This is a genomic window from Kitasatospora sp. NPDC058492 (assembly GCF_042720685.1).
Taxonomy (GTDB): Bacteria; Actinomycetota; Actinomycetes; order Streptomycetales; family Streptomycetaceae; genus Kitasatospora.
In genome coordinates this window covers 50042-75850 of sequence record NZ_JBHXMU010000007.1, presented here as the reverse complement: position 1 = coordinate 75850, position 25809 = coordinate 50042, and the positions used below count along the sequence as shown (strand labels likewise).

24 protein-coding genes are annotated in these 25809 nt (G+C 74.4%); 10 read left to right on the top strand and 14 right to left on the bottom strand.

Annotated features, from left to right (window positions below; translation table 11 throughout):
* Positions 1-250: 250 nt before the first annotated feature.
* Positions 251-1267, top strand: coding sequence for a polysaccharide deacetylase family protein (locus tag ACFWPI_RS07040; protein ID WP_380372455.1), 1017 nt, complete (start codon positions 251-253; stop codon positions 1265-1267).
* A 27-nt stretch (positions 1268-1294) separates the two neighbouring features.
* On the opposite strand, the gene ACFWPI_RS07035 is transcribed toward ACFWPI_RS07040, so the two are convergent.
* From ACFWPI_RS07035 to ACFWPI_RS07005, 7 genes are all read right to left on the bottom strand, one after another.
* The gene (locus tag ACFWPI_RS07035) at positions 1295-1996 is read right to left on the bottom strand and encodes an exonuclease domain-containing protein (protein ID WP_063347107.1); all 702 of its coding nucleotides are present in this window, start codon (positions 1994-1996) and stop codon (positions 1295-1297) included.
* 191 nt (positions 1997-2187) lie between these two features.
* Positions 2188-3441 carry an iron uptake transporter deferrochelatase/peroxidase subunit gene (efeB, locus tag ACFWPI_RS07030; protein WP_380372459.1) on the bottom strand — a complete coding sequence of 418 codons (1254 nt, stop codon included), beginning with the start codon at positions 3439-3441 and terminating at the stop codon, positions 2188-2190.
* A gap of 174 nt (positions 3442-3615) precedes the next feature.
* A complete protein-coding gene (locus ACFWPI_RS07025) occupies positions 3616-5559 on the bottom strand; it encodes an FtsX-like permease family protein (protein WP_380372462.1) in 1944 nt (647 codons plus the stop codon).
* Between the two features lie 73 nt (positions 5560-5632).
* A complete protein-coding gene (locus ACFWPI_RS07020) occupies positions 5633-6373 on the bottom strand; it encodes an ABC transporter ATP-binding protein (protein ID WP_371516515.1) in 741 nt (246 codons plus the stop codon).
* 91 nt (positions 6374-6464) lie between these two features.
* Positions 6465-6920, bottom strand: coding sequence for a GNAT family N-acetyltransferase (locus ACFWPI_RS07015; RefSeq protein WP_063347110.1), 456 nt, complete (start codon positions 6918-6920; stop codon positions 6465-6467).
* A 153-nt stretch (positions 6921-7073) separates the two neighbouring features.
* Positions 7074-8633 (bottom strand): carboxylesterase/lipase family protein, encoded by a 1560-nt coding sequence (locus ACFWPI_RS07010; protein WP_380372466.1) that lies wholly within the window; start codon positions 8631-8633, stop codon positions 7074-7076.
* A 334-nt stretch (positions 8634-8967) separates the two neighbouring features.
* Positions 8968-10242: an SAV2148 family HEPN domain-containing protein gene (locus ACFWPI_RS07005; RefSeq protein WP_063347111.1), complete on the bottom strand. Its 1275-nt coding sequence runs from the start codon at positions 10240-10242 to the stop codon at positions 8968-8970.
* A gap of 445 nt (positions 10243-10687) precedes the next feature.
* Between ACFWPI_RS07005 and glgX the strand changes: the two genes are divergently transcribed.
* The 3 genes from glgX to treZ all read left to right on the top strand — a co-directional run bounded on the left by glgX (position 10688) and on the right by treZ (position 17305).
* The gene (gene glgX, locus ACFWPI_RS07000; protein ID WP_380372470.1) at positions 10688-12925 is read left to right on the top strand and encodes a glycogen debranching protein GlgX; all 2238 of its coding nucleotides are present in this window, start codon (positions 10688-10690) and stop codon (positions 12923-12925) included.
* A gap of 70 nt (positions 12926-12995) precedes the next feature.
* On the top strand, positions 12996-15521 hold the full coding sequence (gene treY / locus ACFWPI_RS06995; RefSeq protein WP_380372472.1) for a malto-oligosyltrehalose synthase: 2526 nt from the start codon (positions 12996-12998) through the stop codon (positions 15519-15521).
* 8 nt (positions 15522-15529) lie between these two features.
* A complete protein-coding gene (gene treZ, locus ACFWPI_RS06990) occupies positions 15530-17305 on the top strand; it encodes a malto-oligosyltrehalose trehalohydrolase (RefSeq protein ID WP_380372554.1) in 1776 nt (591 codons plus the stop codon).
* A gap of 13 nt (positions 17306-17318) precedes the next feature.
* On the opposite strand, the gene ACFWPI_RS06985 is transcribed toward treZ, so the two are convergent.
* Positions 17319-18212: a transketolase family protein gene (locus ACFWPI_RS06985; RefSeq protein ID WP_380372475.1), complete on the bottom strand. Its 894-nt coding sequence runs from the start codon at positions 18210-18212 to the stop codon at positions 17319-17321.
* A 106-nt stretch (positions 18213-18318) separates the two neighbouring features.
* Positions 18319-19032 (bottom strand): transketolase, encoded by a 714-nt coding sequence (locus ACFWPI_RS06980; RefSeq protein WP_380372478.1) that lies wholly within the window; start codon positions 19030-19032, stop codon positions 18319-18321.
* Between the two features lie 57 nt (positions 19033-19089).
* Between ACFWPI_RS06980 and soxR the strand changes: the two genes are divergently transcribed.
* Positions 19090-19629, top strand: a complete 540-nt coding sequence (gene soxR / locus ACFWPI_RS06975; protein WP_363368653.1) for a redox-sensitive transcriptional activator SoxR — start codon at positions 19090-19092, stop codon at positions 19627-19629.
* Positions 19630-19688: 59 nt separating this feature from the next.
* Complete coding sequence (locus ACFWPI_RS06970) at positions 19689-20612, top strand: phosphotransferase family protein (RefSeq protein ID WP_380372482.1); 924 nt, start codon at positions 19689-19691, stop codon at positions 20610-20612.
* On the opposite strand, the gene ACFWPI_RS06965 is transcribed toward ACFWPI_RS06970, so the two are convergent.
* A complete protein-coding gene (locus tag ACFWPI_RS06965) occupies positions 20609-21145 on the bottom strand; it encodes a GNAT family N-acetyltransferase (RefSeq protein ID WP_380372485.1) in 537 nt (178 codons plus the stop codon). The genes ACFWPI_RS06970 and ACFWPI_RS06965 overlap by 4 nt on opposite strands.
* 51 nt (positions 21146-21196) lie before the next feature.
* Positions 21197-21841: a formylglycine-generating enzyme family protein gene (locus ACFWPI_RS06960; RefSeq protein ID WP_380372488.1), complete on the bottom strand. Its 645-nt coding sequence runs from the start codon at positions 21839-21841 to the stop codon at positions 21197-21199.
* A gap of 76 nt (positions 21842-21917) precedes the next feature.
* Between ACFWPI_RS06960 and ACFWPI_RS06955 the strand changes: the two genes are divergently transcribed.
* Together ACFWPI_RS06955 and ACFWPI_RS06950 are read left to right on the top strand one after the other, a co-directional pair.
* A complete protein-coding gene (locus tag ACFWPI_RS06955) occupies positions 21918-22562 on the top strand; it encodes a CatB-related O-acetyltransferase (protein ID WP_380372491.1) in 645 nt (214 codons plus the stop codon).
* Between the two features lie 95 nt (positions 22563-22657).
* A complete protein-coding gene (locus tag ACFWPI_RS06950; RefSeq protein ID WP_380337896.1) occupies positions 22658-23089 on the top strand; it encodes an SRPBCC family protein in 432 nt (143 codons plus the stop codon).
* A 22-nt stretch (positions 23090-23111) separates the two neighbouring features.
* Here the strand turns inward: ACFWPI_RS06950 and ACFWPI_RS06945 are convergent, their stop codons facing one another.
* The 3 genes from ACFWPI_RS06945 to ACFWPI_RS06935 all read right to left on the bottom strand — a co-directional run bounded on the left by ACFWPI_RS06945 (position 23112) and on the right by ACFWPI_RS06935 (position 24399).
* Positions 23112-23573: a hypothetical protein gene (locus ACFWPI_RS06945; RefSeq protein WP_380372494.1), complete on the bottom strand. Its 462-nt coding sequence runs from the start codon at positions 23571-23573 to the stop codon at positions 23112-23114.
* Positions 23574-23665: 92 nt separating this feature from the next.
* Positions 23666-23953 carry a hypothetical protein gene (locus tag ACFWPI_RS06940; RefSeq protein WP_380372497.1) on the bottom strand — a complete coding sequence of 96 codons (288 nt, stop codon included), beginning with the start codon at positions 23951-23953 and terminating at the stop codon, positions 23666-23668.
* Positions 23950-24399, bottom strand: a complete 450-nt coding sequence (locus ACFWPI_RS06935; protein WP_380372499.1) for an ATP-binding protein — start codon at positions 24397-24399, stop codon at positions 23950-23952. Before ACFWPI_RS06935 ends, ACFWPI_RS06940 begins: the two co-directional genes overlap by 4 nt.
* A gap of 319 nt (positions 24400-24718) precedes the next feature.
* Between ACFWPI_RS06935 and ACFWPI_RS06930 the strand changes: the two genes are divergently transcribed.
* Positions 24719-25564, top strand: a complete 846-nt coding sequence (locus tag ACFWPI_RS06930) for a helix-turn-helix transcriptional regulator (RefSeq protein ID WP_363368636.1) — start codon at positions 24719-24721, stop codon at positions 25562-25564.
* Positions 25561-25782 carry a DUF397 domain-containing protein gene (locus ACFWPI_RS06925; RefSeq protein WP_380372504.1) on the top strand — a complete coding sequence of 74 codons (222 nt, stop codon included), beginning with the start codon at positions 25561-25563 and terminating at the stop codon, positions 25780-25782. The genes ACFWPI_RS06930 and ACFWPI_RS06925 overlap by 4 nt, the downstream gene beginning before the upstream one ends.
* Positions 25783-25809 lie beyond the last annotated feature (27 nt).

Here is a 25809-nt window from a genome sequence, read left to right as displayed (position 1 = left end):
TGACGGCTCCTGAAGGGACGGGCCCCTGAGGTGCCGGGCCTCTGAAGTGCCGGGACGCCCCCGGCGCGGCCCCCGGGATACCCGGCGGGCCGCGGGGGCGCCAACCCGGGCGCGTGTGAGAAGACTCCTACGGCGCTGCGGTCCGCTCCGCAACCGGGGCACGTACGCTCGGCGTCCTATCGGACAGTCATCCTGACCGAGGGATCGGCGCCCGTCCTCTGCACCCCTCTGCACCACAGGAGCCGCCGCCATGCCCCACTCCGCCACCCGCCGGCCCTCCCCCCCGACCCGTACCGCGCTCACGGCCCGCCGCCGGCTGGTCGCAGGCTGCGTCGTGGCGGCCGCCGCCCTGGGACTGGCCGCGTGCGGCACCGCCAGCGGAGCCCTCCAGCCGACGGCCGGCGTCAGCACCCAGCCCCCGATCACCCTCGCGCCGACCGACGGCCGGCCGACCGACGGGCCCGTCGCCACCGTCGCGCCCACCCCCGGCTCCGACGGCGCACCCGCCTCCGCCGCCCCGCCGGCCGTCCCGAAGCCGCACACGCCCCAGGCGCCGGCCGGGACGAGCGCCCCGCCCCACGGCGGCACGCCGAGCACCCCGGTCACCACCACGGCCGTCGCGACCACGCCCGCGGGCACCCCCGCGCCGCCGCCCGCGCCGGTCAAGCCGGGCACCGTCATCGGCTCCACCGCCTCCGGCGGCCGCACCGTGGCGCTCACCTTCGACGACGGCCCCGGCCCCGCCACCGGCCAGATCCTCGACCTGCTCGCCCAGTACCACGCCAAGGCCACCTTCTGCGAGATCGGCCAGAACGCCGCCGCCAACCCGGCCCTGGTCAAGCGCGTCCTCGCGGCCGGCCACCGGCTCTGCGACCACAGCGTCCACCACCCGCAGCCGTTCGCGAAGCTCCCCCACGACAAGGCCGTCTACGAGATCTCCGCCGCCAGGGACATGATCGTCAAGGCCGGCGGCCCCGGCACCCGGGTCGACTGGTTCCGCGCCCCCGGCGGCGGCTTCAACGCCGACAACGAACAGATCACCGCGAGCCTCGGCATGTCCTCGCTCGGCTGGTCCGTCGACCCGCGCGACTGGTCCCGCCCGGGCGTGCCCGCCATCGTCTCCACCGTGCAGAAGCAGCTCAAGCCCGGCGGCGTGATCCTGATGCACGACGGCGGCGGCGACCGCACCCAGACCGTGGCCGCGCTCAAGCAGCTGCTGCCCTGGCTGGTCGCCCAGGGCTACGCCTTCGACTGGCCCGCCGAATAGCCGACTCACCGGCCACACCGGGGGCGGCTACCTCATCGGCCACCGCGGGTCGACCACGGCCTGCGGGTCCTTGCCGCGGCGCAGCCACGCCTGCAAGCCCTCCGCCCACTCCCGGTACCAGCCGATCTGGCGCCCGTGCAGCTCGGCCGGCGCGACGTCGCCGACCTCGGCCCGGTAGCGCTCGGCGAGCGCGACGGCGACCCGGACGGCCGCCAGCGCGTCGCTGCCCGCCTCGTGCGCGTCCGTCAGCTCGACGCCGTACACCTCGCAGACCCGCTGCAGGGTGCGCGAGCCCTTGCGGTACTTGTCCACCGCCCGGTCGACGACCAGCGCGTCCAGCACCGGCCCGACCGGGGCGCCGAGGCGCTCGGCGAGCGGCACCAGCCCGTACCGGCGCAGCTCGGCGTCGAGCAGCGACAGGTCGAACGGCGCGTTGAACGCGACCACCGGGCGCCCTGCGGCGAGCCGCTCGCAGAGCGCGCCGGCTATCTCTTCCACCGCCTCCTTGGCCGGCCGGCCCTTGCCGCGGGCCAGGTCGTCGCCGATGCCGTGGATCGCCTCCGCCTCGGCCGGGATCGGGACCCCGGGGTCGAGCAGCCAGTGCACGGCCCCCACCCGGCGGGCCCCGACGGTGTCCACGAGCGCGGCCGTGACGATGCGGTCCACGGCCGGGTCGGTGCCCGTGGTCTCCAGGTCGAAGCCGACCAGTGGCTGCTGCCACCAGCTCATAAGGGGGTGTCCTTCCGTCCTGCCTCTCGAAACAGCCCCCATCATCACCCGCCCCACCGACAACCCGGCCGCTGGGGCGGTCGGGGTGCGGGCCGGTGCGGCGGCGGACGGCCTTCCTCGGTTTCGGCAGGTCGCCCCAACGGCGGGCGCCCGCGCCCCGGTTGGGGCGACGGGCGCGCGAACCGGGGCGTTCAGGTGGTGGTGAGGAGGGTGCGGCCGAGCCAGTCGGTGGTGTCGTGGGCGCCGGGGAGGACGTAGAAGTAGCCGCCGCCGGTGGGGCGGAGGTGGCGGGCGAGGGGTTCGGTGTTGAGGCGGGTCTGGACGGCTTCGAACTGGCGGGCCACGTCCTGCTGGTAGCAGCAGAAGGCGAGGCCGAGGTCGGGTTCGCCGTCGGGGTCGAGGCCGCGGTCGTAGTTGAAGGCGCGGCGCAGGATGCGGCTGTCGCGGGTGCCGTCGGTGCGGGGGTTGGCGAGGCGGATGTGGGAGTCGAGGGGGATGACGGCGCCGTCGGGGTCGTTGCGGTAGTCGGGGGTGTCGGTCTCGCCGGCGGCGCCGAGCGGGGCGCCGTCGTTCTTGCGCCGGCCGATCAGGCGTTCCTGCTGCTGGAGCGGCACCTCGTCCCAGCCGGCGACGAGGGTGCGGATGGCGCGGATGACCTGGTAGCTGCCGCCGGCGGCCCAGCGCGGTTCGTCGCCGCCCTCGCCGACCCAGACGAGGGCGTCCAGTTCGCGGGCGTTCGCGGTGTCGGGGTTCTCGATGCCGTCCTTGAAGCCGAGCAGGTTGCGGGCGGCGCCGGTGGGGCGGGAGCGGTTCTGGAAGCCGTCGAGCTGCCAGCGCGGGCGGATCAGGCCGTTGGTGCTGCGCAGCAGGTCGCGGATGGTGTGCTGGACGGTGTCGCGGTTCTCGGCGCAGATCTGGAGCGAGAGGTCGCCGTGGCATTCGGCGGGGCGCAGCGCGTCGACGGGGAAGGGGCGCATGGCGGTGAGCCGGCGGGGGCGGTGGCGGGTGAGGCCGTAGCGGGTGTCGAAGAGGGAGGCGCCGACGGCGACGGTGACGGTGAGGTCGTCGGCGGGCAGGTCGGGGCCGAGGGTGCCGCTGTCGGAGGGGGCGGTGGCGGGGCCGAGGTCGGGCGGGGTGCCGCCGGTGGTGAGGAAGCGGATGCGGTCGGTGAGGGTGCGCAGGAGGGTTTCGAGGGCCTTGCGGTCGCGGGCCTTGACGTCGAGGGCGAGGAAGGTGCCGTAGCCGGGGGGCGGGTTGGTGATGCCGGCCTGGTGGCGGCCGTGGAAGTCGATGCGCCGGGTGGCGGGGCGGGGCGCGGCCGGGGCGGGGCGGGCGCCGGTGAGGGTGAGGGCTCCGGCGGTGGTGGCGCCGAGGGCGGTGCGCAGGAGGCCGCGGCGGGTGGCGCGGGGGTGTTCGGAGCCGGTGGAGTGCGGGCTGTCGATCATGGACGGGACGCTAACAAGCGGTCGGGCCCGGTGCTCGGGTGAGCGCCGCGCCCGACCGCCGGTCACCATCCGTCCGGCCTACTCCCCTCACCCGGGCGAGGGTCACCCGGGTGAGGGGCACCCGGGCGAGCGCCGCTGAGCGAACGTCACCAGGAGACCGGCACCGGGCGAACGTCACCGGGCGCGGGCGAGGGCGATCCGGCTGGGCAGCACGCTGGCGGCGACGGCCAGGGCGAGGCAGACGGCCGCGGCGGCGCCGAGCGGGAGCCAGGGCAGCTGCGGGTCGATGGCGGCCTGGCCGGCCAGGATGCGGTGGTTGAGCAGGGCGGTGGTGCCGTACTGGGTGAGGGCGGTGACGGCGAGGGCCAGGACGGCGGCGGTGGCGACGACCAGGACGGCTTCCAGGGCGACCATGTGCAGCACCTGGCGGCGCAGGGTGCCGGCCAGCCGCAGGACGGTGAAGTCGCGTCGGCGGTCGGCGGCGGACATCACCATGGTGTTGGCGATCGCGATGAGCGCGTACAGCAGGGCGGGGCCGAGGATGGTCGTGGTGGCGATCCACGCGTAGTGGGCGCCGGGGTCGGGGCCGGGGGCGCGGGCGTCGGTGAGTTCGCCGCCGAGCCGGTCGGCGGCCGGGGGTTCGGCGGAGAGGTGGACGGCGCCGGGGTGGGCGCCGGCCAGGTGGGCGGTGGTGGCGTCGCCGCTGAGCAGGATCTCGTCGAGGCCCAGCTGGGTGCGGTAGACGAGAGCGAGGCGCAGTGCGGTGACGGTGCCGTCGGCGAGGCGCAGGTGGACCTGGTCGCCGAGGGTCCAGCCGTGGCCGCGGGCCTGGTCGGTGGAGGCGGCGAGGGTGGCGCCGTGCAGGTCGGCGGCGGCGCCCTGGACGACGGGCAGGGTCCAGGCGGTGGCGAGGTCGCCGTCGACGACGGTGGCGGCGGAGGGGGCGGAGGCGGGTGAGTCCTCGCCGGGGTCGGCGAAGTCGGCGGGGGCGGCGCCGAGGCCGGTGACCACGGTGGGGGTGGTGGCGGTGGCGCGCAGGCCGGGCCGGTCGGCGGTGAGCCGGTGTGCGGCGTCGTCGGGCAGCGGGGTGGCGCCGGGGCGCAGCACGTACCGGGCGGCGGCGGTGGCCCGGTTCTGGGCGGTCATGGCGTCGGCGAAGGCGGCGGTGGAGCCGATGACGGTGCCGGTGAGGGCGATGGTGAGGAAGGCGGGGGTGGCGGTGGAGACGGTGCGGCGGACGGCGGTGAGCGCGTTCTGCCGGGCGAGCAGGGGTGCGGCGCCGACGGCGCGGGCCAGTGGCGCGCTGAGCGCCCGGACCAGGGGCGGGACGATCAGCGGGGCGAACAGGGCGAGGGCGGTGATCGTCAGCAGGTCGGCGCCGAGGACCCACTGGGAGGCGAGCTGCGGGTCGGCCGGCTGGTCGCCGGGGGCGGCGGGCATGGTCGGGGCGGCCAGGTAGTAGCCGACGGTGCCGGCCAGGGCGAGCAGTCCGGCGAGGGCGCAGGCCCAGCGCACGGGCGTCATGACCGTGCGGTCGACGGCGGCGTCGCCGAGTGCCTCGACGGCCCGGACCCGGCCGGCGCGCAGGGCGGCGGTGACGGCGCCGAGCAGGGCGACGAGCAGGCCGACGGCGGCGGCGGTGAGCAGCGGGGCGGGGGCCGGGTGCGCCGCGAAGCCGTCCGGGGCGGCGCCGCGGGCGACCAGCCAGGCGGCGAGGGCGGGCGCGCCGGGCAGGGCGAGCAGGCAGCCGGTGACGGCGGCGGCGAGGGCGACGACGGCGGCCTCGCCGGTGATCAGCCCGACGACCTGGCGGGGGGTGGCGCCGACGGCGCGCAGCATCGCGATCTCCTGGCGGCGCTGGGCGACGGCGAAGGCGAAGGTGCCGGCGACGACGAAGACGGCGACGAAGGCGGCCATCGCGGCGCTGAACAGGAGCACCTTGTGGAGGGAGGGCGCGCCGAGCGGGGAGTCGTCGCCGGCGGTGTTGTCGAGCAGGGTGCCGGTGGTGGCGACCAGGGTGACGCCGAGGGTCAGGGCGAGGTAGGAGCCGGCGAAGGCGGCCTTGCGGCGGCGCAGTGCGGCGGCGGCGACGGGCAGCAGGGTGACGAGGGATCTCATGCGCCCACCTCGCTGCGCTCGGCGGGGGCATTCGCCCACGCGCACCTCTCGATGATGAACTCGCTCCGCTCGTTCATGCCGCCGTCTCCAGGGCGGTCATCCGCTCGGCGATCTGCGGGGCGGTGGGGTGGTCGAGGTCGGCGACGAGGCGGCCGTCGGCGAGGAAGAGCACGCGGTCGGCGTAGGAGGCGGCGACCGGGTCGTGGGTGACCATGACGGTGCTCTGGCCGTCGCGGTCGACGAGTTCGCGCAGCAGGGCGAGGACGTCGCGGCTGCTGGCGCTGTCGAGGGCGCCGGTGGGCTCGTCGGCGAAGAGCACCTGCGGGCGGGTGATCAGGGCGCGGGCGATGGCGACGCGCTGCTGCTGGCCGCCGGAGAGCTGGGAGGGCAGGTGTCCGGTGCGTTCGCCGAGGCCGACCTGGGCGAGGGCGCGGTGGACGTCGGCGCGGTCGGGGCGGCGCCCGGCCAGGCGCAGCGGCAGGCCGACGTTCTGTTCGGCGGTCAGCGAGCCGACCAGGTTGAAGGCCTGGAAGACGAAGCCGAGCTTCTCGCGCCGCAGGACGGTCAGCCGGTTCTCGGTGAGTGCGGCGAGGTCGGCCCCGTCGAGGACGACCCGGCCGCCGTCGGGCCGGTCGAGCCCGGCGGCGCACTGGAGCAGGGTGCTCTTGCCGGAGCCGGAGGGGCCCATGACGGCGGTGAAGGTGCCGCGGGCGAAGTCGACGTCCACTCCCCTGAGCGCGTGGACGGCCTCCGGCCCGGTCCCGTAGGTGCGGTGCAGTTGTTCGAGGCGCAGTACGGCCCCGTCATCCCCCATGATCATCACGGGGGCTATGACTACCACGGCCGCCCCTGCTCCGACCAGCCCTGACCGCCGGGGCGGGCCCGGTTCAGGCGGCGGGCCCGGTTCAGGCGGCGGGCTCGCGGACCAGGTAGACGTCGATCGGGTCCTCGTGGTCGAGGACGAAGCCGTGGCGCTCGTAGAGGCGGCGGGCGGGGCTGCCCTGGAGGACGTCGAGGCGCACGGGCTCGCCGGCGGCGTCGGCCTGGGCGAGGAGGTGGCGCAGGACGGCGCTGCCGAGGCCGCGGCCCTGGTGGGCGGGGGCGAGGTAGAAGTGCTCGATCCAGCGGCCGCCCTGCTCGGCGGGGCGGACGGTGACGGAGCCGGCGAAGGCGCCGTCGACGAGGATGACGGAGCTGTGGCGGCTGGAGAAGCCCGCCCGCAGGCGCCGGCGGACCCGGTCGTCGTCGTAGCGGCCGAGGCGTTCGAGGTCGGCGCGCAGCACGACGGCCTTGAGTTCGGCGACGGGTTCGACGTCGGCGGCGGTGGCGGGGCGCAGGGTCCAGGCGGCGAGGCTGTTCACGGCCCGCAGTGTGGCAGCGGCCGCACCGGCCTGGCCAGCGGGTTTCGGGGGCCGGACACCGGGGCGGGGCGTGCCGAGGGGGCCGGGCGGTGGCCCGGCCCCCTGCTCCGACGGGCCGGCGGGAAGGCGGGAAGGCGGGCCGGCGGGAAGGCCTCAGCGGGTGCCGAGGTCCAGGGCGGGGAAGGAGTAGTCGTCCCAGAGGGCGCGTTCGTCGTCGTGCGGGGCGTACTGGACGCCGGGGTTCAGGTCCCAGATCCGGGTGGCCCGCGCGTCGGCGGTGTAGGACGGCCAGCCCGGGTCGCCCTGGCGGGCGAAGGAGGCCCAGGCGTCGGCCATCCGCGCGGACAGCCGGGTGAGTTCGGGCCGCTGGGCGGCGACGGTCTGCGCGCCGCGCGGGATCGCGCCGAGGTCCAGGCCGCCGAAGACGAAGGGCAGTTCCAGGGTGTGCATGGCGCCCAGGTTCTGGGCGGCGGGCAGGCCGGGGACGTAGGGCACGTGCCAGTCGAACTGGTAGACGTAGGTGGGCCGCCAGCGGGACTGGGCCTCGGCCAGGCGCAGGGTGGGGATCCGCTCGGTCTGGTCGGTGAGCATCGCGTTCACCACCCGGCCCTCGGTGGCCCCGGGGCGGTCGGCGGCGTACCGGTCGTACATCTGCTGTTTGCGGTCGGCGAGCACCGGGGGCAGGGTGCGGTAGGCGCTCAGCGGGAGGTCGGGCAGCGTGGGGTCGAACAGCGCCCAGTAGTCGGTCTCGTTCTCGGTGGTGCCGGTCATCACGTCGACGTCGCGGGCGCTGCCGGCGGCGATCCGTTCGACGACCGGGCCGGGTACCAGCGCCCCGTCGACGGAGGGGCCGAAGAAGACCGCGGAGGACAGCCCGGAGAGCCCGTGCTGGACCTGTTCCTGGAGGTCGAGGACCTGTGGGGTGCTCAGCCGGTCGAGGTCCGCGACGGTGTGGATGCCGCCGGTGGCGAAGACCTTTGCGGCGGTGGCCCGCGCGGCGGCCGCGGTGTGCACCAGGTAGCCGGGCCCGCTCTCGACGATGGCGCGCTGGAAGAGCTGCTCGGGGTGGTCGCCGGCCAGCAGGGCGCTGATCGAGATCGCGCCGGCCGACTGGCCGAAGACGGTGACGTTGCCCGGGTCGCCGCCGAAGGCGCCGACGTGCCGGCGCACCCAGGTCAGCGCGGCGCTCTCGTCGCGCAGCCCGTTGTTGCCCGAGCCGGCGTAGGACGGGTCGAGCGCGCCGAGTTCCGTCCAGCCCAGGATGCCGAGCCGGTAGTCCAGGTTCACCACGACCGCGTCGCCGCGTTCGGCCAGCAGGCCGCCGTCGAAGACGGGCTGGCCGGCGGCGCCGAGTTCGTCCGCGCCGCCGTGCAGGAAGACCATGACGGGTTTGCGGGCGCCGCCGCCGTGCGCCGACCACACGTTGAGGTACAGGCAGTCCTCGGTGCCGCCGCCGCCCGCGCTCAGGTCCTGCGGGCAGCCGGGGCGGGCCCGGGTGGCGCGCAGCGTTGCGGGCCAGGGCGCGGCCGGCTGCGGCGGGCGGAACCGGCGCTCGCCGGTGGGCGGCGCCGCGTACGGGACGCCCAGGTAGGCGCACCGGCCGTCCTGGGACACCCCCTGGAGGCGGCCGACGGAGGTCGCCGTACGGCAGCCGCCCGTCTCCCGGGCCTCGGCGGGGACGGCCGGCAGCAGGCCCAGCAGGGCCGCCGCCACACCGGCCAGCGCGAGCGGCCAGCGCGGGGGGACGGTTCGGCGGGCCTTGCCCGGCCGTCTTGCGCGCAGCCCCTCCCCGGGCCCTTCGCGCAGCCTTCCGCGCGCGGCCCCCCATGCTGTTCCGCGCACTGTCCCGCGCTTTGTCCCGCGCTTCGTTCCGTACACCACGGCGCACTCCCCTCGACGTCGTCGCGCCGCTCGTGCGGCCGCGAACCCGCCTCCAGCTTGCGCGGCCCGGCCCGGGGGTGTCGCCGCCGCACGGATGGAGTTCCGGGCCTCCACCCGGGGGTGGAGAAGGGAAATCGACGGTCCATCAGGAACGGGGGGTGCGGGTTCAGGACACCGGCCGGGAGTCGCCCCAGGCGCCCTCGAACTCCTCGCGGTAGACCTCCAGCAGGCCCTGCTCGCTGCCTCCGGGCTGCTGGCCGGCGCCGCCGCGCAGCACCAGGGCCGGGGACTCCATGCCCCGGGCGCGGCGCAGGTAGGGCTGGATGACGCCGAGGTCGCGGCTCTGGCGGCGGCCGCCGACCTGGCCGGTCGGGCGGGGGCCCTCGACGAGGTAGGCGGTGAAGCGCGGGGTCTCGTCGAAGACCCGGATCTCGAAGCCGCCCTGGTCGCGCAGCCGGGCCCGCACCCGGCGCACGTGCATGATGTTCATCTCGATGGAGCGCGACAACTCGCCGCGCCCGAGGCCGAGTTCGCGTTCGCGGCGGCGGACGGCGCTGCTCGCCGGGTTGAGGAAGAGCAGGCGGACCCGGCAGCCGTCGCCGGCCAGGCGCACCAGCCGCTTGCCGGTGTAGTTCTGGCAGAGCATGCCGAGGCCGATGCCGAGCGCGTCCAGGCGCCGGGCGCCGTCCAGCAGGTCCTCGACGGGCAGGTCGCGCTGGAGGCGGACGCGGTCGGCGTGCACGGCGACGACGTCCGCGTACCGGCCGGCCACCAGCGACTCGACGACGTCGGCGGGCACGCCGCCGGCGCCGCCGTCCAGGACGGCGAGCAGGCGGGCGGCGGCGCGTTCGGTCTGGGCGAGGACGGTCTGGGTGAGCACCCGGTTGCGGGAGACCACGTGCCGGGCCACCTCCAGTTCGTCCAGGGCGAGTTCGATCTCGCGCCGGTCGGACAGGTAGGGCTCGAAGCACGGCCAGTGCTGGACCATCAGCTCGCGCAGCTGGGGCAGGGTGAGGAAGACCAGCGGGTCGTCGTCGGCCGGGTCGAGCAGGTAGCCCTTGCGGCGGCTGACCTCGCGGACGGCTCCGGCCCGGTGCGCCCACTCCTCGCCGGCGGGGCCGGCGGCGGCGGTGACCCAGTCCTCGCCGTGGGCGGGGGCGTAGATGGGGTGCAGCACCTCGTCGACGAGGGAGCGCAGCCGCTGCTCGACGAGGTTGAGCCAGACGTAGGCGCGGCCGGACAGCCGGACCCGCTGGTAGGCGTCCTCCCATTCGGCGGCGGACCAGGCGAGGGCGGGGATCTCGACCGGGCCGCCCTGGGCGGGCACCAGGGGGCGGCCGGACAGGGTGGGGCGCATGACGACCGTGGGCGCCTCGCTGCGGGCGCCGCCCCGGTCGGGGCCGTCGGGCCCCGGGCCGCGGCCGCCGGCGGGGAACACCATGCGCCACCTCACCTGGTCTGCTGTTCTACGCTCCGCCCCTGCGCGGCTGATGGAGCGCCACCGGCCCGGGGGCGGCCGGACGATCAAGGGTACTGCCCGCCGCGAGCGGTGCGCAGCCGGATGGCCCCCGGGGCCCGGCACCACCACCAGGCCCACCCTTCACAGACCGGCGCCCATCGCAAGCCCCGCCCATCGCCGGCCCCGCCCGCCGCGAGCCCCGCCCCGCTTATCACAGGAATGCCAGCTGGACACCCGTTCGGGCGAACCGGCCGCACATGTCCCAGCCGCCGGGGGAAGGCTCGGGGAGTATGCGCACTGTGCCGTGCGTCACGGCGCGCGAGCGCCGCACATGCCCGGCCGCCCGGCCGGGAAGAGAGCGTCCGGGTCCGGGCACGTTATCGGACTACACGTCAGTTTCCGTTGAGTGCAAGGAAGTTGAGGACTCATGCAGGTCTGGCCCGGTAAGCCCTACCCCCTCGGCGCCACCTACGACGGGGCCGGCACCAACTTCGCGGTGTTCTCCGAGAGTGCCGACCGGATCGAGCTGTGCCTGATCGACGAGGACGGCTCGGAGACGGCCGTCGAACTGCGCGAGACGGACGCCTTCGTCCGGCACGCCTACCTCCCCGGCGTCCAGCCCGGCCAGCGCTACGGCTTCCGCGTCCACGGCCCGTACAACCCCGGCCTCGGCCAGCGCCACAACAGCGCCAAACTGCTGCTGGACCCGTACGCCAAGGCGATGAGCGGGAACATCGACTGGGACGAGGCCGTCTACGGCTACCACTTCGGCGCGCCCGAGCGCCGCAACGACCTCGACTCCGCCCCGCACACCATGCACTCGGTCGTGATCAACCCGTACTTCGACTGGGGCACCGACCACCCGCCGCGCACCGACTACCACCGCACCGTCATCTACGAGGCGCACGTCAAGGGCCTCACCCGACTGCACCCGGGCATCCCCGAGGAGATCCGCGGCACCTACGCGGGCCTGGCCCACCCGGCGGTGATCGAGCACCTGGCCAAGCTCGGCGTCACCGCGATCGAGCTGATGCCGGTGCACCAGTTCGTCCGCGACCACCGGCTGCGCGACCTGGGCCTGTCCAACTACTGGGGTTACAACACCATCGGCTTCTTCGCCCCGCACTCCTCCTACGCCTCCAGCGGCGACCGGGGCCAGCAGGTGCAGGAGTTCAAGTCGATGGTCAAGGCGCTGCACGCGGCCGGGATCGAGGTGATCCTGGACGTCGTCTACAACCACACCGCCGAGGGCAACCACCTCGGGCCGACGCTGTCCCTGCGCGGGCTGGACAACGTCTCCTACTACCGCCTCGCCCGGGACCAGCGCTTCTACGAGGACACCACCGGCACCGGCAACAGCCTGCTGATGCGCAGCCCGCACGTGCTCCAGCTGATCATGGACTCGCTGCGCTACTGGGTCACCGAGATGCACGTCGACGGCTTCCGCTTCGACCTCGCCGCCACCCTGGCCCGGCAGTTCCACGAGGTCGACCGGCTCTCCTCCTTCTTCGACCTCGTCCAGCAGGACCCGGTGGTCTCCCAGGCCAAGCTGATCGCCGAACCCTGGGACCTCGGCGAGGGCGGCTACCAGGTCGGCAACTTCCCGCCGCTGTGGACCGAGTGGAACGGCATGTACCGGGACACCGTGCGCGACCTGTGGCGCGGCGAGACCGCCGCCCTCGCCGAATTCGGCTCCCGACTCACCGGCTCCTCCGACCTCTACCAGGACGACGGCCGCCGCCCCATCGCCTCCATCAACTTCGTGACCTGCCACGACGGTTTCACCCTGCGCGACCTCGTCTCCTACAACGACAAGCACAACGAGGCCAACGGCGAGGACAACCGCGACGGCGAGTCCTTCAACCGCTCCTGGAACTGCGGCGTCGAGGGCCCCGGCACCGACCCGGCCGTCGAGGAGCTCAGAGCCCGCCAGCAGCGCAACCTCATCGCCACCCTGATGCTCTCCCAGGGCGTGCCGATGCTCTCCCACGGCGACGAACTCGGCCGCACCCAGCAGGGCAACAACAACGCCTACTGCCAGGACAACGAACTCACCTGGGTGCACTGGCCGGACGGCGACGGGCCCGAGGCGCGGCTGCTGGAGTTCACCCAGGGGATGATCTGGCTGCGCCGCGACCACCCGGTGTTCCGGCGGCGGCGCTTCTTCCACGGGCGGCCGGTCCCCGGGCGCCCCGGGCCGGGGACGCTCGCCGCCGGCGGCCGCCCCTCCGGCGGTCACGCCTCCGGCCGTCACCCCTCGGGCGGTCACCTCTCGGGCGGTCACCTCTCGGGCGGTCACCTCTCGGGCGGCTACGACGACCTCACCGACATCGCCTGGTTCACCCCCGGCGGGGAGGAGATGACCAAGCGCAACTGGGGCGCCAGCTACGCCAAGTCGCTGACCGTCTTCCTCAACGGCTACGCCATCTCCGAGCCGGACCGGCGCGGCGGGCGGATCGTCGACGACTCCTTCCTGCTGATGTTCAACGCGCACTTCGAGCCGCTGGAGTTCACCCTGCCCGCCGACCACGGGCAGGAATGGCAGGTCGTGGTCGACACCGCACAGGCCCGGCTGCCCGCCCCGGGCGCGGGCGCGCGGGTCAAGGCCGGGGACGCGCTGTGGCTCACCGACCGCTCGCTGATGGTGCTCCAGCGGCCGGCCTGACACCCCGCGCTCACCTGTTCGGACCAGCAGCGGGTCTTGGCGGCGGGCTCCCCCGGGTACTCATGGACCTATGACCTCCGCCGCCGAGCCCGCACCGCCCCGCCCGGCCGCCGCCTCCCCCTCATCCGCCACCGCTACCGCCACGGCCCCCACGGCCAGCTACCGCCTCCAGCTGCAACCCGGCTTCACCCTCCACGACGCCGCCGCCGCCGTCCCCTACCTCGCCGCCCTCGGCGTCTCCCACCTGCACCTGTCCCCGCTGCTGGAGGCCGCCCCCGGCTCCACCCACGGCTACGACACCGTCGACCACGGCCGGGTCAGCGAGCAGCTCGGCGGCGAGGGCGCCCTGCGCGCGCTGGCCGCCTCCGCCCACCGGCACGGCCTGCGGCTGCTCGTCGACGTGGTGCCCAACCACATGGCGGTGCCCGTCCCCGAGCGGCTCAACCAGCCGCTGTGGCAGGTGCTGCGCGACGGCCCCGACTCGCCGTACGCGCGCTGGTTCGACATCGACTGGGCGGCCCAGCCCGGCCCCGTCGACGCCCCCGCGCGCGGCCGGGTGCTGCTGCCGCTGCTCGGCGACCGGCTCGGCGCCGTGCTCGACCAGCTGGTGGTGGACGGCGAGGTGCTGCGCTACCACGACCACGAGCTGCCGCTGCGGCCCGGCACCTCGGGACTGCCGCTCGACGAGCTGCTCGCCCGCCAGTGGTACCGGCTCGCCTGGTGGCGGCTGGCCCGCACCGAACTGAACTACCGGCGCTTCTTCACCGTCAACGAGCTGATCGCCGTCCGGGTCGAGGAGCCCGAGGTGTTCGCCGCCACCCACGCCACCCTGCTGCGGCTGCACGCCGACGGCGTCGTCGACGGCTTCCGGATCGACCACCCCGACGGGCTCGCCGACCCGCGCGGCTACCTGCGCCGCCTCGCCGGCGCCACCGGCGGGGCGTACACCGTCGTCGAGAAGATCCTCACCGGCGACGAGCGGCTGCCCGCGGACTGGCCGGTCGCCGGGACGACCGGCTACGACGCGCTGCGCCGCATCGACGGCGTGCTCACCGACCACGCGGGCGCCTGCCGGCTGGCCGGGGCGTACGCGGCGTTCCTGACCGGCTCCGCGCCGGACGGCCAACCCTGCGCCGACCCCCACCCGGCGGTCGCCGCCGCCCGGCGCGGGCGGGCCGACATGACCTCGCCGCACGGCGAGCTGGCCGCCGAGGTCGACCGGCTGGTGCGGATCGCGCTGCGGATCGGCGCCGCCGAGCCCGCGCACTCCGACCACGCGCCCTGGCAGCTGCGCGCGGCGCTGCGGCGGCTGTTCACCGGCTACCCGGCGTACCGGCCGTACGCCCGGCCCGGGGAGCCGGTGCCGCCGGCCTCCGCCGAGCAGCTGCGCGCGGCGCTGGGCGGCTCGGCCGACCCGACGGACCGGCTGGTCGCCGCCCTGGCCCTCGGGGAGCTGGGGAGCGGGCCGCAGAAGGACGAGTTCTGCGAGCGCTTCGCGCAGACCGCCGCCGCCGTCGCCGCCAAGGGCGTCGAGGACACCGCCTTCTACCGGTGGAACGCGCTGCCCGGCCTCAACGAGGTCGGCGGCGAGCCCGGCCGGCCGGGGCTGCCCCCGGCCCGGTTCCACGACTGGTGCCGCTACCTGGAGCGCGCCTGGCCGCACAGCATGACCGTGCTGTCCACCCACGACACCAAGCGCAGCGCCGACGCCCGCGCCCGGCTCGCCGTCCTCGCCGAGCAGCCCGAGGCCTGGGCCGCCGAGGCCGCCGCCTGGTCCACCGCCGCCGGGCCCGGCCCCCGCGGCGATCACGACCGCGAAGGCCGCCACGACGGCGAAAGCGGCCCCGACCCCGGTGCCCGCGACGGCGACTGGCTGCTCTGGCACACCCTCGTCGCCGCCTGGCCGATCGACCCCGACCGGCTCGTCGCCGCCCTCCTCAAGGCCGCCCGCGAGGCCAAGCTGCACACCTCCTGGACCACCCCCGACGCCCGCTTCGAGCAGGCGCTCACCGCGCGCGCCCGCGCCGTCCACACCAACCCCGGACTGCTGCCCCGGATCGAGGGCCTGGTGCACGCCCTCGCCCCGTACGCCCGCGCCAACACCCTCGCCGCCGCGCTGCTGCACCTGACCGTCCCGGGCGTGCCCGACCTCTACCAGGGCAGCGAGGAGCCGCTGTACACCCTCGTCGACCCGGACAACCGGGGCGTGGTGGACCTCGGCGCGCTCGCCGTCCGGCTCACCGACGCGGCCGCCCCGCGCCCCGGCGACCTCGCCCGCGAGAAGCTGCACCTCACCAGCGCGGCGCTGCACCTGCGGCGCGACCGCCCGCTCGGGCCCTACCGGCCGCTGGCCGCCGCCGGCCCCGCCGCCGACCACCTGCTGGCCTTCGCCCGCGGCGCCGACGTGGTCACCGCCGTCACCCGGCTCCCGTACGGGCTGGACCGCGCCGGCGGCTGGCGCGGCACCGTCCTGGAGCTGCCCGAGGGCGGGCCCTGGACGGACCAGCTGACGCTGCGGGCCCACCCGGCGGGCCCGGTGCCCGTCGCGCGGCTGCTGGCGGACCGGCCGGTGGCGCTACTGACGAGGAGGAGCTGAGCGTGCGGATCTACGAGGTGTGGGCGCCCCTGGCCACCGACCGGGTCGAGGTCGAGGTCGACGGCTCCGCCCATCCACTGGCCCGGTGCCCGCAGCGCCCGGGCTGGTGGACCGGCGGCGCTCCGACCGGCGACTACGCCTTCCGCCTCGACGGCGGGCCGCCGCTGCCCGACCCGCGCTCCCCCTGGCAGCCGCACGGGCCCGACGGCCCCAGCCGCCCGGTCGACCACGCCGCGTTCCGCTGGTCGCAGACCGGCTGGCGCGGCCGCGCGCTGCCCGGCGCCGTGCTGTACGAGCTGCACATCGGCACCTTCACCCCCCGCGGCACCTTCGACGCCGCCGCCGAACACCTCGACCACCTCGTCGAGTTGGGCGTCGACTTCGTCGAACTGATGCCGGTCTGCCCGTTCCCCGGCCGGCACGGCTGGGGCTACGACGGGGTCTCGCCGTGGGCCGTGCACGAGCCGTACGGCGGGCCCGAAGGGCTGAAGCGCTTCGTCGACGCCGCCCACCGCAAGGGCCTCGGCGTGGTGCTGGACGTCGTCCACAACCACCTCGGCCCCTCCGGCAACCACCTTCCCGCGTACGGCCCGTACTTCACCGACCGGCACCACACGCCGTGGGGGGCGGCGGTCAACCTGGACGCCCCCGGCTCCGACGAGGTGCGCCGCTACCTGATCGGCAGCGCGCTCGGCTGGCTGCGCGACTACCGGATCGACGGCCTGCGGCTGGACGCCGTGCACGCCCTCGCGGACGACCGGGCCGTCCACTTCCTGGAGGAACTGTCCCACCAGGTCGAGAAGTTGGCCGTCGCGACCAACCGCCCGCTGTTCCTGATCGCCGAATCCGACCTCAACACCCCGCACACCACCGCCCCGCGCGCGGCCGGCGGCCAGGGCCTCACCGCGCAGTGGAGCGACGACTTCCACCACGCCCTGCACTGCGCGCTCACCGGCGAATCCCAGGGCTACTACGGCGACTTCGCGCGCCACCCGCTCGCCGCCCTCGCCAAGACGCTCACCCGCGGCTTCTTCCACGACGGCACCTGGTCCGGCTTCCGTGGCCGCGACCACGGCCGCCCCTTCCCGCCGGACGGCGGACACCGGCTGCTCGGCTACCTCCAGACCCACGACCAGATCGGCAACCGGGCCCTCGGGGACCGCATCTCCACCTGCCTCACCACCGGCCGGCTCGCCTGCGGCGCCGCGCTGGTGCTCACCTCGCCGTTCACCCCGATGCTGTTCATGGGCGAGGAGTGGGGCGCGGCCACCCCCTGGCAGTACTTCACCGACCACACCGACCCGCAGCTCGCCGAGGCCGTCCGGCAGGGCAGGCGCCGGGAGTTCACCGACCACGACTGGGCCGCCGAGTCCGTCCCCGACCCGCAGGAGCCCGCCACCGTCCTGCGCTCCGTCCTCGACTGGACCGAGCCCCGGCGCGCCCCGCACGCCGAACTCCTCACCTGGCACCGGACGTTGATCCGGCTGCGCCGCGACCGGCCGGAGCTGTCCGACCCCGACCTCGGCGCGGTGCGGGTGGCGTACGACGAGGCGGCGCGCTGGCTGGTGGTGCACCGGGGCCCGTACCGGATCGCCGTCAACCTCGGCCCCACCGAGGCCGCCCTGCCACTGGACGGGACCGGGCGCGAACTGGTCGCGGCCTTCGGGGCGGCGGCACTGGACGGGACGGCGGTACTGGACCGGACGGCGGTACTGGACCGGACGGCGGTACGGCTGGGGGCGGACGCGGTGGCCATCGTCGCGGTGGCGGTCGGCGCGGTCTGACCCGCCACGCGCGTCACCAGAGGAAGGTGCCGATCCGCTCCCGCAGCGAGGCCGCGTCCAAGCCGTAGGCGGCCAGGTGCTCCGGGATCGAGCCGTAGTGCCGGTGCTCCTCGCGCGGCACGCCCAGGCCCAGCACCCGGTGCGGGCGGTCGGCCAACGCGGCGTGCGCCTCGTTCGCCGAGGTGCCCGCCAGGTACGGCTCCACCAGCACCACGTCCGCCCGCTCCCCCGCTGCCGCCCGCAGCCCGGCCGCGTCGAAGGGGCGCACCGTCGCCGCGTACAGCACGGTGGCGTCCAGGCCCTCGGTGGCCGCGAGCACCGCGTCCAGCATCGGCCCGACCGCGAGGACCACGCCGCGCGAGCCCTGCCGCGCAGTGGTGAACCGGCCCGCCTCGACCGGCAGGGCCTGCGCGTTCTGGTGCGCCGAGAGGCGGACGTAGACGTTGCGGTCGCCGTCCGCGACGGCGTGGCGCAGCAGCTGCTCGGCCTCGTCCGGGTGGCCCGGCACATGGACCGTCCAGTCCGGCAGGGTGTCCAGCAGGGCGACGTCGCCCGGGGACATGTGGGTGCGGCCGCCGGCCGGCCAGTCGTAGGAGCCGGCCGCGCTCACCAGGACGGCGCCGACGCCCTGGTGGACGAGGTCCAACTTGACCTGCTCAAAAGGCCGTTCGATCAGGAAGCTGGCGAAGGTGTGGGCGATCGGACGCATCCCGGTCAGCGCCAGGCCGCCGGCCGCGCCGATCAGCAGCTGCTCGCGGATGCCGACGTTGACCACCCGGTCCGGGTGGCGCTGCTGGGCCGGGGCGAAGGCGGCCGCGGTGATGTCGGCGAGCACCACGGCCAGCCGGGGGTCCTCGTCCAGCAGGCGGCTGGTGACGTCGATGAAGCGGTCGCGCATGGTGTCCATCGGTGAAGTGCCTTTCGGTGCGTGCTGGTTGGCGCGTGCGTGCTGGTTTGGCGCTTGCGTGAGGGTTCGCGGGCTCAAGGGTTCTCGGGCTCAGGAGGTCTCGGGCTCAGGAGTCCTTGGGCTCGACCCGGGCGACCACCACGTGCGGGCGGCCCGGGTGCTCGGCGGTGTAGGCGCGGTACAGCGCCTCCTGGTCGCGGCCGTCCACCGTCGCGGTGGACCAGCCCTCGGCCGCGAACCGGGCCGCGATGCCGCCGTGCCAGCCGTGCGTGGCCGAGGAGTTGTCGATCACCACCACGTGCAGCCGCTCCAGCCCGTACGCACCGGCGAAGGCCACCGCCTCATGGTTGGAGCCCTCGTCGAACTCGGCGTCGCCGACCAGCACCCACACCGCCGGGTCGGTCAGGCCCTGCGCCCGCAGCCCGAGCGCCGTGCCGACGCCCAGCGGCAGGCCGTGCCCGAGCGAGCCGGAGGCGATCTCCACCCCGGGGACGAGCATCCGGTCCGGGTGGTGGCCGAGCGGAGAGTCGTAGCCGCCGAAGCTCGGCAGCACCCCGGGGTCGATGAAGCCCTTGGCCGCGAGCACCGCGTAGTACGCCATCGGGCCGTGGCCCTTGGAGAGCAGGAAGCGGTCCCGGTCCTGCGCCCCGGCCCGCTCCGGGCTCACCCGCAGGACCCGGTCGTAGAGCACCCAGAGCGCGTCCAGGGTGGAGGTGGCGGCCGGGCCGTGCTTCTCGTCGCCGGTCATCAGGCCCATCAGCGCCGACAGGTCCTCGAAGCGGGTGGTTTCCGCGAGGTCCGCGGTTGCGTTCGTCGTCATGACCACGATGGTGCAACTTAAAGTCGACTTGAGGTCAAGCGGCTAGAGTGGGTGCCCATGACCGCGACCCCGGACCACGGCCGAGCACCCGGCCCGCACCGCGACGACCTGCTCACCATCGGCCAACTCGGCCACCGCAGCGGCCTCGCCGCCTCCGCCCTGCGCTACTACGAGAGCCTCGGCCTCATCCACGCCACCCGCACCGCCGGCGGCCAGCGCCGCTACCCCCGCGGCACGCTGCGCCGGATCGCCTTCGTCCGCGCCGCCCAGCGCGTCGGACTCTCCCTCGACGAGGCCCGCGTCGCCCTCGACCGGCTCCCCGAGCGCCCCGCCCCCAGCGGCGCCGAGTGGGACCGGGTCGCCGAATCCTGGCAGAGCCGCATCGACGAGCAGATCGCCGAACTCCAGCGCCTCAAGGCCAAGCTGACCGGCTGCATCGGCTGCGGCTGCCTCTCCCTCTCCCGCTGCTCCCTCTACAACGCCGCCGACCGCGCCGCCGACACCGGCCCCGGCGCCCGCTACCTGCTCACCCGCGACCCGGCCGGCGGCCCGGAACCCCTCTCCCCCGCCGCCACCGACGCCTGCGGACCCCACTGAACCGCTGAACCGCTGAAAAGCCTTTGCCGCAGCGGCGCCGGCCTGCCTACCGTGCGCCCATGCTGCCGGTGGTGGAGACGGAAGAACAGTGGGCCGCGATCGTGCGCGACGAGGCGGTGATGCGCCCCGGAGCCGAGGCGCTCTGCGCCGAACTCGGCCTCGCCGGGCTGCCGTTGGAGCGCTTCGCGGAAGGGTCCGTCCCCGTCTACGCGGTGGGCGACGCGCACGTCCTCAAGCTGTTCCCCGCCTCCGGCGCCGAGGGCGGCGTCACCGAGGAGCGCGTCCTCACCCGCCTCCAGGGCGCCCTGCCGATCCCCACTCCCGACGTACGGGCCGCCGGCGCCCACGTCAACGGCTGGCGCTACGTGCTGATGTCACGGCTGTCCGGCGAGGGCCTGGCCCCCGCCTGGCCGCGGATCCCGCAGGCCGACCGGGAGCGGATCGCCCACGACTGCGGCCGGGCCCTGGCCGCCCTGCACGCCCTCGACCCCGGACCGCTCGCCGACACCCTCGGCCCCGGCGACTGGGGCGCCTTCCTGGGCCGCCAGCGGGCCGGGGCGGTGGCCCGCCAGCGCGAACGCGGCCTGTCCGAAGCCTGGCTGGAGCAGATCCCGGACTTCCTGGCCGCCGCGCCGCTGCCCCGGGCGCCGCAACGCGCCCTGCTGCACACCGAGTTCATGCGCGAGCACCTGCTCGTCGACCCGGCCGACGGCTGGCGCCTCACCGGCCTGCTCGACTTCGAACCCGCCATGGTCGGCGACCCGGCCTACGACCTCGTCGCCGTCGGCCTGTTCACCACCCGCGCCGACCGCCGCCTGCTCGGCCGCCTCCTCGCCGGCTACGGGCGCGGCTTCGACCCGCGCCTGCTGATGGCGTACACGCTGCTCCACGTGTACAGCCACCTGCCGTGGTACCTGCGGGAGTTGAAGCCCTCCGCGCGGACGCTGGACGCCCTCGCGGAGGAGTGGTTCGGGATCGCCTAGGTCCTGTCGGAAAGCGGCCGGGGGTCGGTGCGCAGCAGGCTGTAGCGGACCACGTCACGCCACTGGCCGTCCCGGAAGCCCATGCTGCGCTGGACGCCCTCACGAACGAAGCCGCACTTCTCCAGCGCGCGCTGCTCGGCGAGGTTGGTGTCCTCGGTGTCCGCCTCCAGCCGCATCACCACGGTGTGGGCGAACAGGTAGTCCACCAGCAGTTGTTGGGCCCGCGTGCCGATGCCCCGGCCGCGCGCCTCCGGGCGGATCATGATGCCGAGGTTCCAGTACGGCGCCAAGTCCGGCCGGCCGACCTGCCGCCAGGCGACGAACCCGGCGAACTCGCCCCCCACGAGCACCGCGAGCATCGACTGCTCGGGCGCCAGCAGGCCGTTCTCCGCCCAGAGGCGCCGGGTCCGCCCGGGGTCGCGCCACCCGAACCACTGGAACGGGCCCGACGCCCTGGGGTCGTTCAGCAGTGCTTCGAGCGGGTCGAGGTCGGCTTCGCCGATCGGTCTGAGGGACACCGGTGCGTCGTTCATGCAGACCCCAACGGTCCGCGACCGGGCCCGGGTTCCCCGCGGCGCACGCCTTCAGGCGGTGATCGACCGGGCGAGCCGGAAGCCGACGTCGTCGATCCGCAGGGTGGGGTGGCTGCGGCGGCGGACGGAGGCGCGGCAGCTCCAGTGCTCGTCGAACCAGCCGCCGCCGCGCAGCACGCGGTAGCCGCCGTACACCTCGGCGTCGTACACGTCCCAGCACCACTCCCACACGTTGCCGAGCAGGTCGTACAGGCCGAAGCCGTTGGGGCGCAGGCCGCCCACCGGGTGCGGGCGCTCGTCCGAGTTGCCGCGGTGCCACGCGATCTCGTCGAGCGGCCCGTAGCGGGGGCCGTCCGTTCCGGCGCGGCAGGCGTGCTCCCACTCGGCCTCGGTGGGCAGCCGGTAGCCGTCGGCGGCGCGGTCCCAGGTGGCGGACTCGCCGTCGAGCCGGTAGGCCGGCGCCAGCCCGTCCCGCCGGGACAGGTCGTTGCAGTAGCGGACGGCGTCGTACCAGGAGACGCTGTCGGCGGGGAGCCGGTCGCCGGCCCCGGCGCCGTACTGCTCGCGGGTGACCGGACAGGCCGCCAGCTCGTAGGGGGCGAGCTCGACGGTCCAGCTCCGCTGCGTACGGCGGTCCGACAGCGTGACGCGGCCGGGCGGGACGGCGATCAGGTCGGTTCGGGTGCTCGCATCCATGGGCCGCGATCCTAGCCCGTGGGATGATCAATGTCCTTTCCGCTCTTCACACCTGACGATCAGGAGTGGCACCGCCATGAGTTCCGTCCCGCCGGACCCTTCGACTCTCCACCCGGTGGCCGGGCAGCCGCGTGTGGTGCTCCTCAAGCCGTTGGTGACGTCCCCGCTGATCGACGTCGACGACTACTCCTACTACGACGACCCGGACGACGCGACCGCGTTCGAGACGCGCAACGTGCTCTACCACTACGGCCCGGAGAGGCTGGTCATCGGGAGGTTCTGCGCGCTGGGCACGGGGGTCCGGTTCATCATGAACGGGGCGAACCACCGGATGGACGGCCCCTCGACCTTCCCGTTCCCCATCATGGGCGGAAGCTGGGCCGAGCACTTCGACCTGATCACCGGCCTCGCCGGCCGCGGGGACACGGTGGTCGGCAACGACGTCTGGATCGGCTACGGCGCCATGGTGATGCCCGGCGTGCGCATCGGCCACGGCGCGATCATCGCCTCCGGCGCCGTCGTCGTCGACGACGTCCCCGACTACGGGATCGTCGGCGGCAACCCGGCCAAGCTCATCCGCACCCGCTACGCCGAGGCGGACATCGCCCGCCTGCTCGCCCTCGCCTGGTGGGACTGGCCGACCGAGCACCTCACCCGGCACCTGCGCACCGTCATGTCCGGCACCGTCGACGACCTCGAAGCGGCCGCGCCGGGACGGTGACGCCCTGGCGCTCGCCGCCGGGCCCCCTGGCGCCCGCCACGCGCCGGCCCGAGGATGGTGTCCGTCCGTACGAAGGCCGGCGAAAGGCGACGACGATGGCGGGTACGAAGGTCAGCACGGTCGTGGAGGCTCCGGCCGAACAGGTGTGGGAGCTGCTGGGGGACTTCCACAACCTCGGCGGCTGGCACCCGGGCCTGCCGGCCAGCAGCCTCGGCAACGAGCTGACGGGCAACGCGATCGGGTCGGTCCGGGTGTTCGAGATCGACGGCGCTGCGCTGCGCGAGACGCTGCTCGCCTACGACGAGGACGCCCGCAGCTACACCTACAGCTTCCCCGAAGGGGCGTTCGAGCTGTACGGCTACCGGGCTACGCTGCGGGTCACCCCGGTCACCGCGCTCGACGCCAGCTTCGTGGAGTGGAGCGCCACGTACGACGTCGAGGCCGAGCACCGCAAGGACTCCGCCGACCGCCTCCACGGGGTGTTCACGGCCGGCCTTGCGGCCCTGCGCGAGCGGTTCGCCGGCTGACGACGGCGGGCCGTCCGGGAGTTCAGCGCCCCATCACCGCGTAGAGCGCGACCAGCGACCAGCCCAGCAGCGACAGCACCCCCACGGTCCACCCGAGGACGGCCGCCGTCTGGCCGTACTCGGGGCCGCGGGCGCGCTGGAACGCGGCCACCAGCGCGGGGATCGCGGCGACCGGCAGGAACAGGAAGGCCGCCAGCATGAGCCACGCGCCGAACCCGATCACGAACCAGATGCCCACGAACAGCAGCGGCACCGAGGCGACCGCCACCACCGCGCCCGCCGCCGCACAGGCGATCCGGAACGGGCCGAGCTCCCGGTAGCACACCGGCACGGCGGCGGCCGCAGCGCTGACCAGCGCGATCACGTGCAGGAACGAGAACGGGCCGCCCAGGCCGAACGCCACCGCCACGAGCGCCAGCGGGAGCAGACACACCGCGGCCGCCAGCCCCGCCAGCACCCTCGCACTCCCCGGCACCACGGCCACGGCTCCCCCTTGCGCCCACTTATTTGAACGCGTTCAAAGCTAGCACGCACCACGCCGGGAGGAGCGACAGGGCCGGCCCGTCGCGCGACGGCTCACCATTCGCCTCCGGAGGGCGTCCAGCCGAGACGCAGGTGGTGGAGGGAGTCGGGGAGGACGACAGGGAGGTCGAGCGGGCCCGCACTGGCGAGGTGACCGGCGACGAAGCGGTCGGCGGACGGGCCGGTGAGGTAGCGCTCGAACCAGAGCCACTGGGGGCGGCTCATGGGCTGGAACTGGAGGGAACGCCAGAGGGCGTCGAGCGCCTTGGGGAGGAGGGCATAGATCGTCGGCGGCATCAGACCGCCGGTGATCTCGGCGGTGACCAGGCGGTCCTCGTTCACGCCACACGCTCCACGGGGGCGGAGGAGGCGGCGGCGGAACCGATCTCCGACCACACGATCTTGCCGATGGGCACGCGCGGGCAGCAACCCCAGCGCTCGGACAGGAGCTTGACGAGGAGAAGGCCCCGCCCGGACTCGTCTTCGGCGGACGCAGGGCGAAGGAGCGGCGCGCGGTCACGGCGCGCGTCGTGCACCTCGATGCGCAGTCGCGAGGGGATGAGGGAGAGGGAGAGCCACAGCCGGTTGCCGATCGGAGTGCCATGCACGACGGCATTGGTGACGAGCTCGGAGACCACCAACAGACCGGAGTCCGCGAAGAGTTCACCGGCGGGGGTCGAGTCGAGGAGCCGCAAGAGCACCTGCCGGGCCTTCGCCGGCGACCGCCGACTGCGCAGCAGCCAGCAGCTGGACACGAACTCGGGGGGATTGTCAGGCGATTCGAACATGGCGAAGCCACCTTCGGGAGCGAGTGGAGAAGATCCAAGGCCGAGCTGCCGACTCGGCGGGCTTCCACGACCAGCGCAGCACCCAGCACGAGGCGCCGGAATGCGCGCCCACCGACCTGCACAGGTGTTCACAGTCAGCTAGCACTCCGTTACTCAAAGCATGATGCACGCCACATCGGAAGCGCAAGGCAAGTCGAGCAAATATGAAAACTTTCACCTTGAACGGCAAGGCGTCGCCCTTAGACTCCCCGAAGGTGGTGGCGAAGCATCACATACGCCGTGCACACTGGTTCTTGGAAGCTTTGAAGGGGTCACATAGATGGCGGTCGCAGTACCAGCCGTGCGATACCGGCGCATCGCAGCCGAGCTCAGGCGACTTCGCGAGCTCAAGAACCTGTCGGCCGAAGAGGTGGCGGCCCAGGTCGACGGCGTCAACCTGGTGAAGCTCAGCAGATACGAGAACGCCCGCGTCCAGCTCAAGCCGGATGTCGTCCGCGCGCTGCTCGACTTCTACGAGTGCGACGAGGAGCTCAAAGAGGTCCTCGTCGAGATCCTTCGAGACAAGCGGCGTCCCGGCTGGATCGCGGGCTACGAGCAGTTGAACCCGCTCTACACGGATCTGATCCGCCTCGAAGAAACCGCAGTGGGTAACAAGTCATATCAGTCTGCCTACATCCCTGGCCTGCTCCAGACGCGCCAGTACGCTCACGCCATCATCTCCAGCGGCGTCATAGAGAAGCCCAGCGTCGAAGAGCGAGTCGAAGTCCGGATCAACAGGCAGTCCGTCCTGACTCGATCCGAGAACCCGCTGAAGCTATGGGCCGTGATCCACGAGTCGGCCCTGACCATGAGCGCCGCCCCAGGCGTGATGGCTGACCAGCTGGACAAGCTGCTGCAGTTCAGCCGGCTCCCCAACATCAGGATCCAGGTCATGCCGGCCATGGCTCCGCCGCACCCCGGCATGACCGGGCCGTTCGCACTCCTGGAGTTTCGGCAACGCGATCTCGACCTGGTTCTGCTCAGCGGAATGCTCAGCAGCGACTGGGTCGAGGACCCGGACCAAGTCGATGTCTATCGAGCGGCGTTCGACGAAATCATGGCAACCGCCTTGGCCCTCGACGAGTCGCGTAGCCTCATCACACAGAAGAGAGACATGCTCAAGTGACCCACTTCCCTGTCGCCTCCGCACTCCCCGTCCAGTGGAGGAAGGCAAGCGCCAGTAACCCGAACGACGACTGCGTCGAAGTAGCCGACGGCTTCACCGGCGTCGTCCCGGTCCGCGACAGCAAGGACCCGCACGGCCCGGCCCTCAGCTTCAGCCCCGAGGCCTGGCAGTCCTTCATCGCCGCCGTCCAGGCGGGCGAGCTCCCGGCAGCTCGCTAGCCTCAACTGTCCTGGGCGGCCCCATGC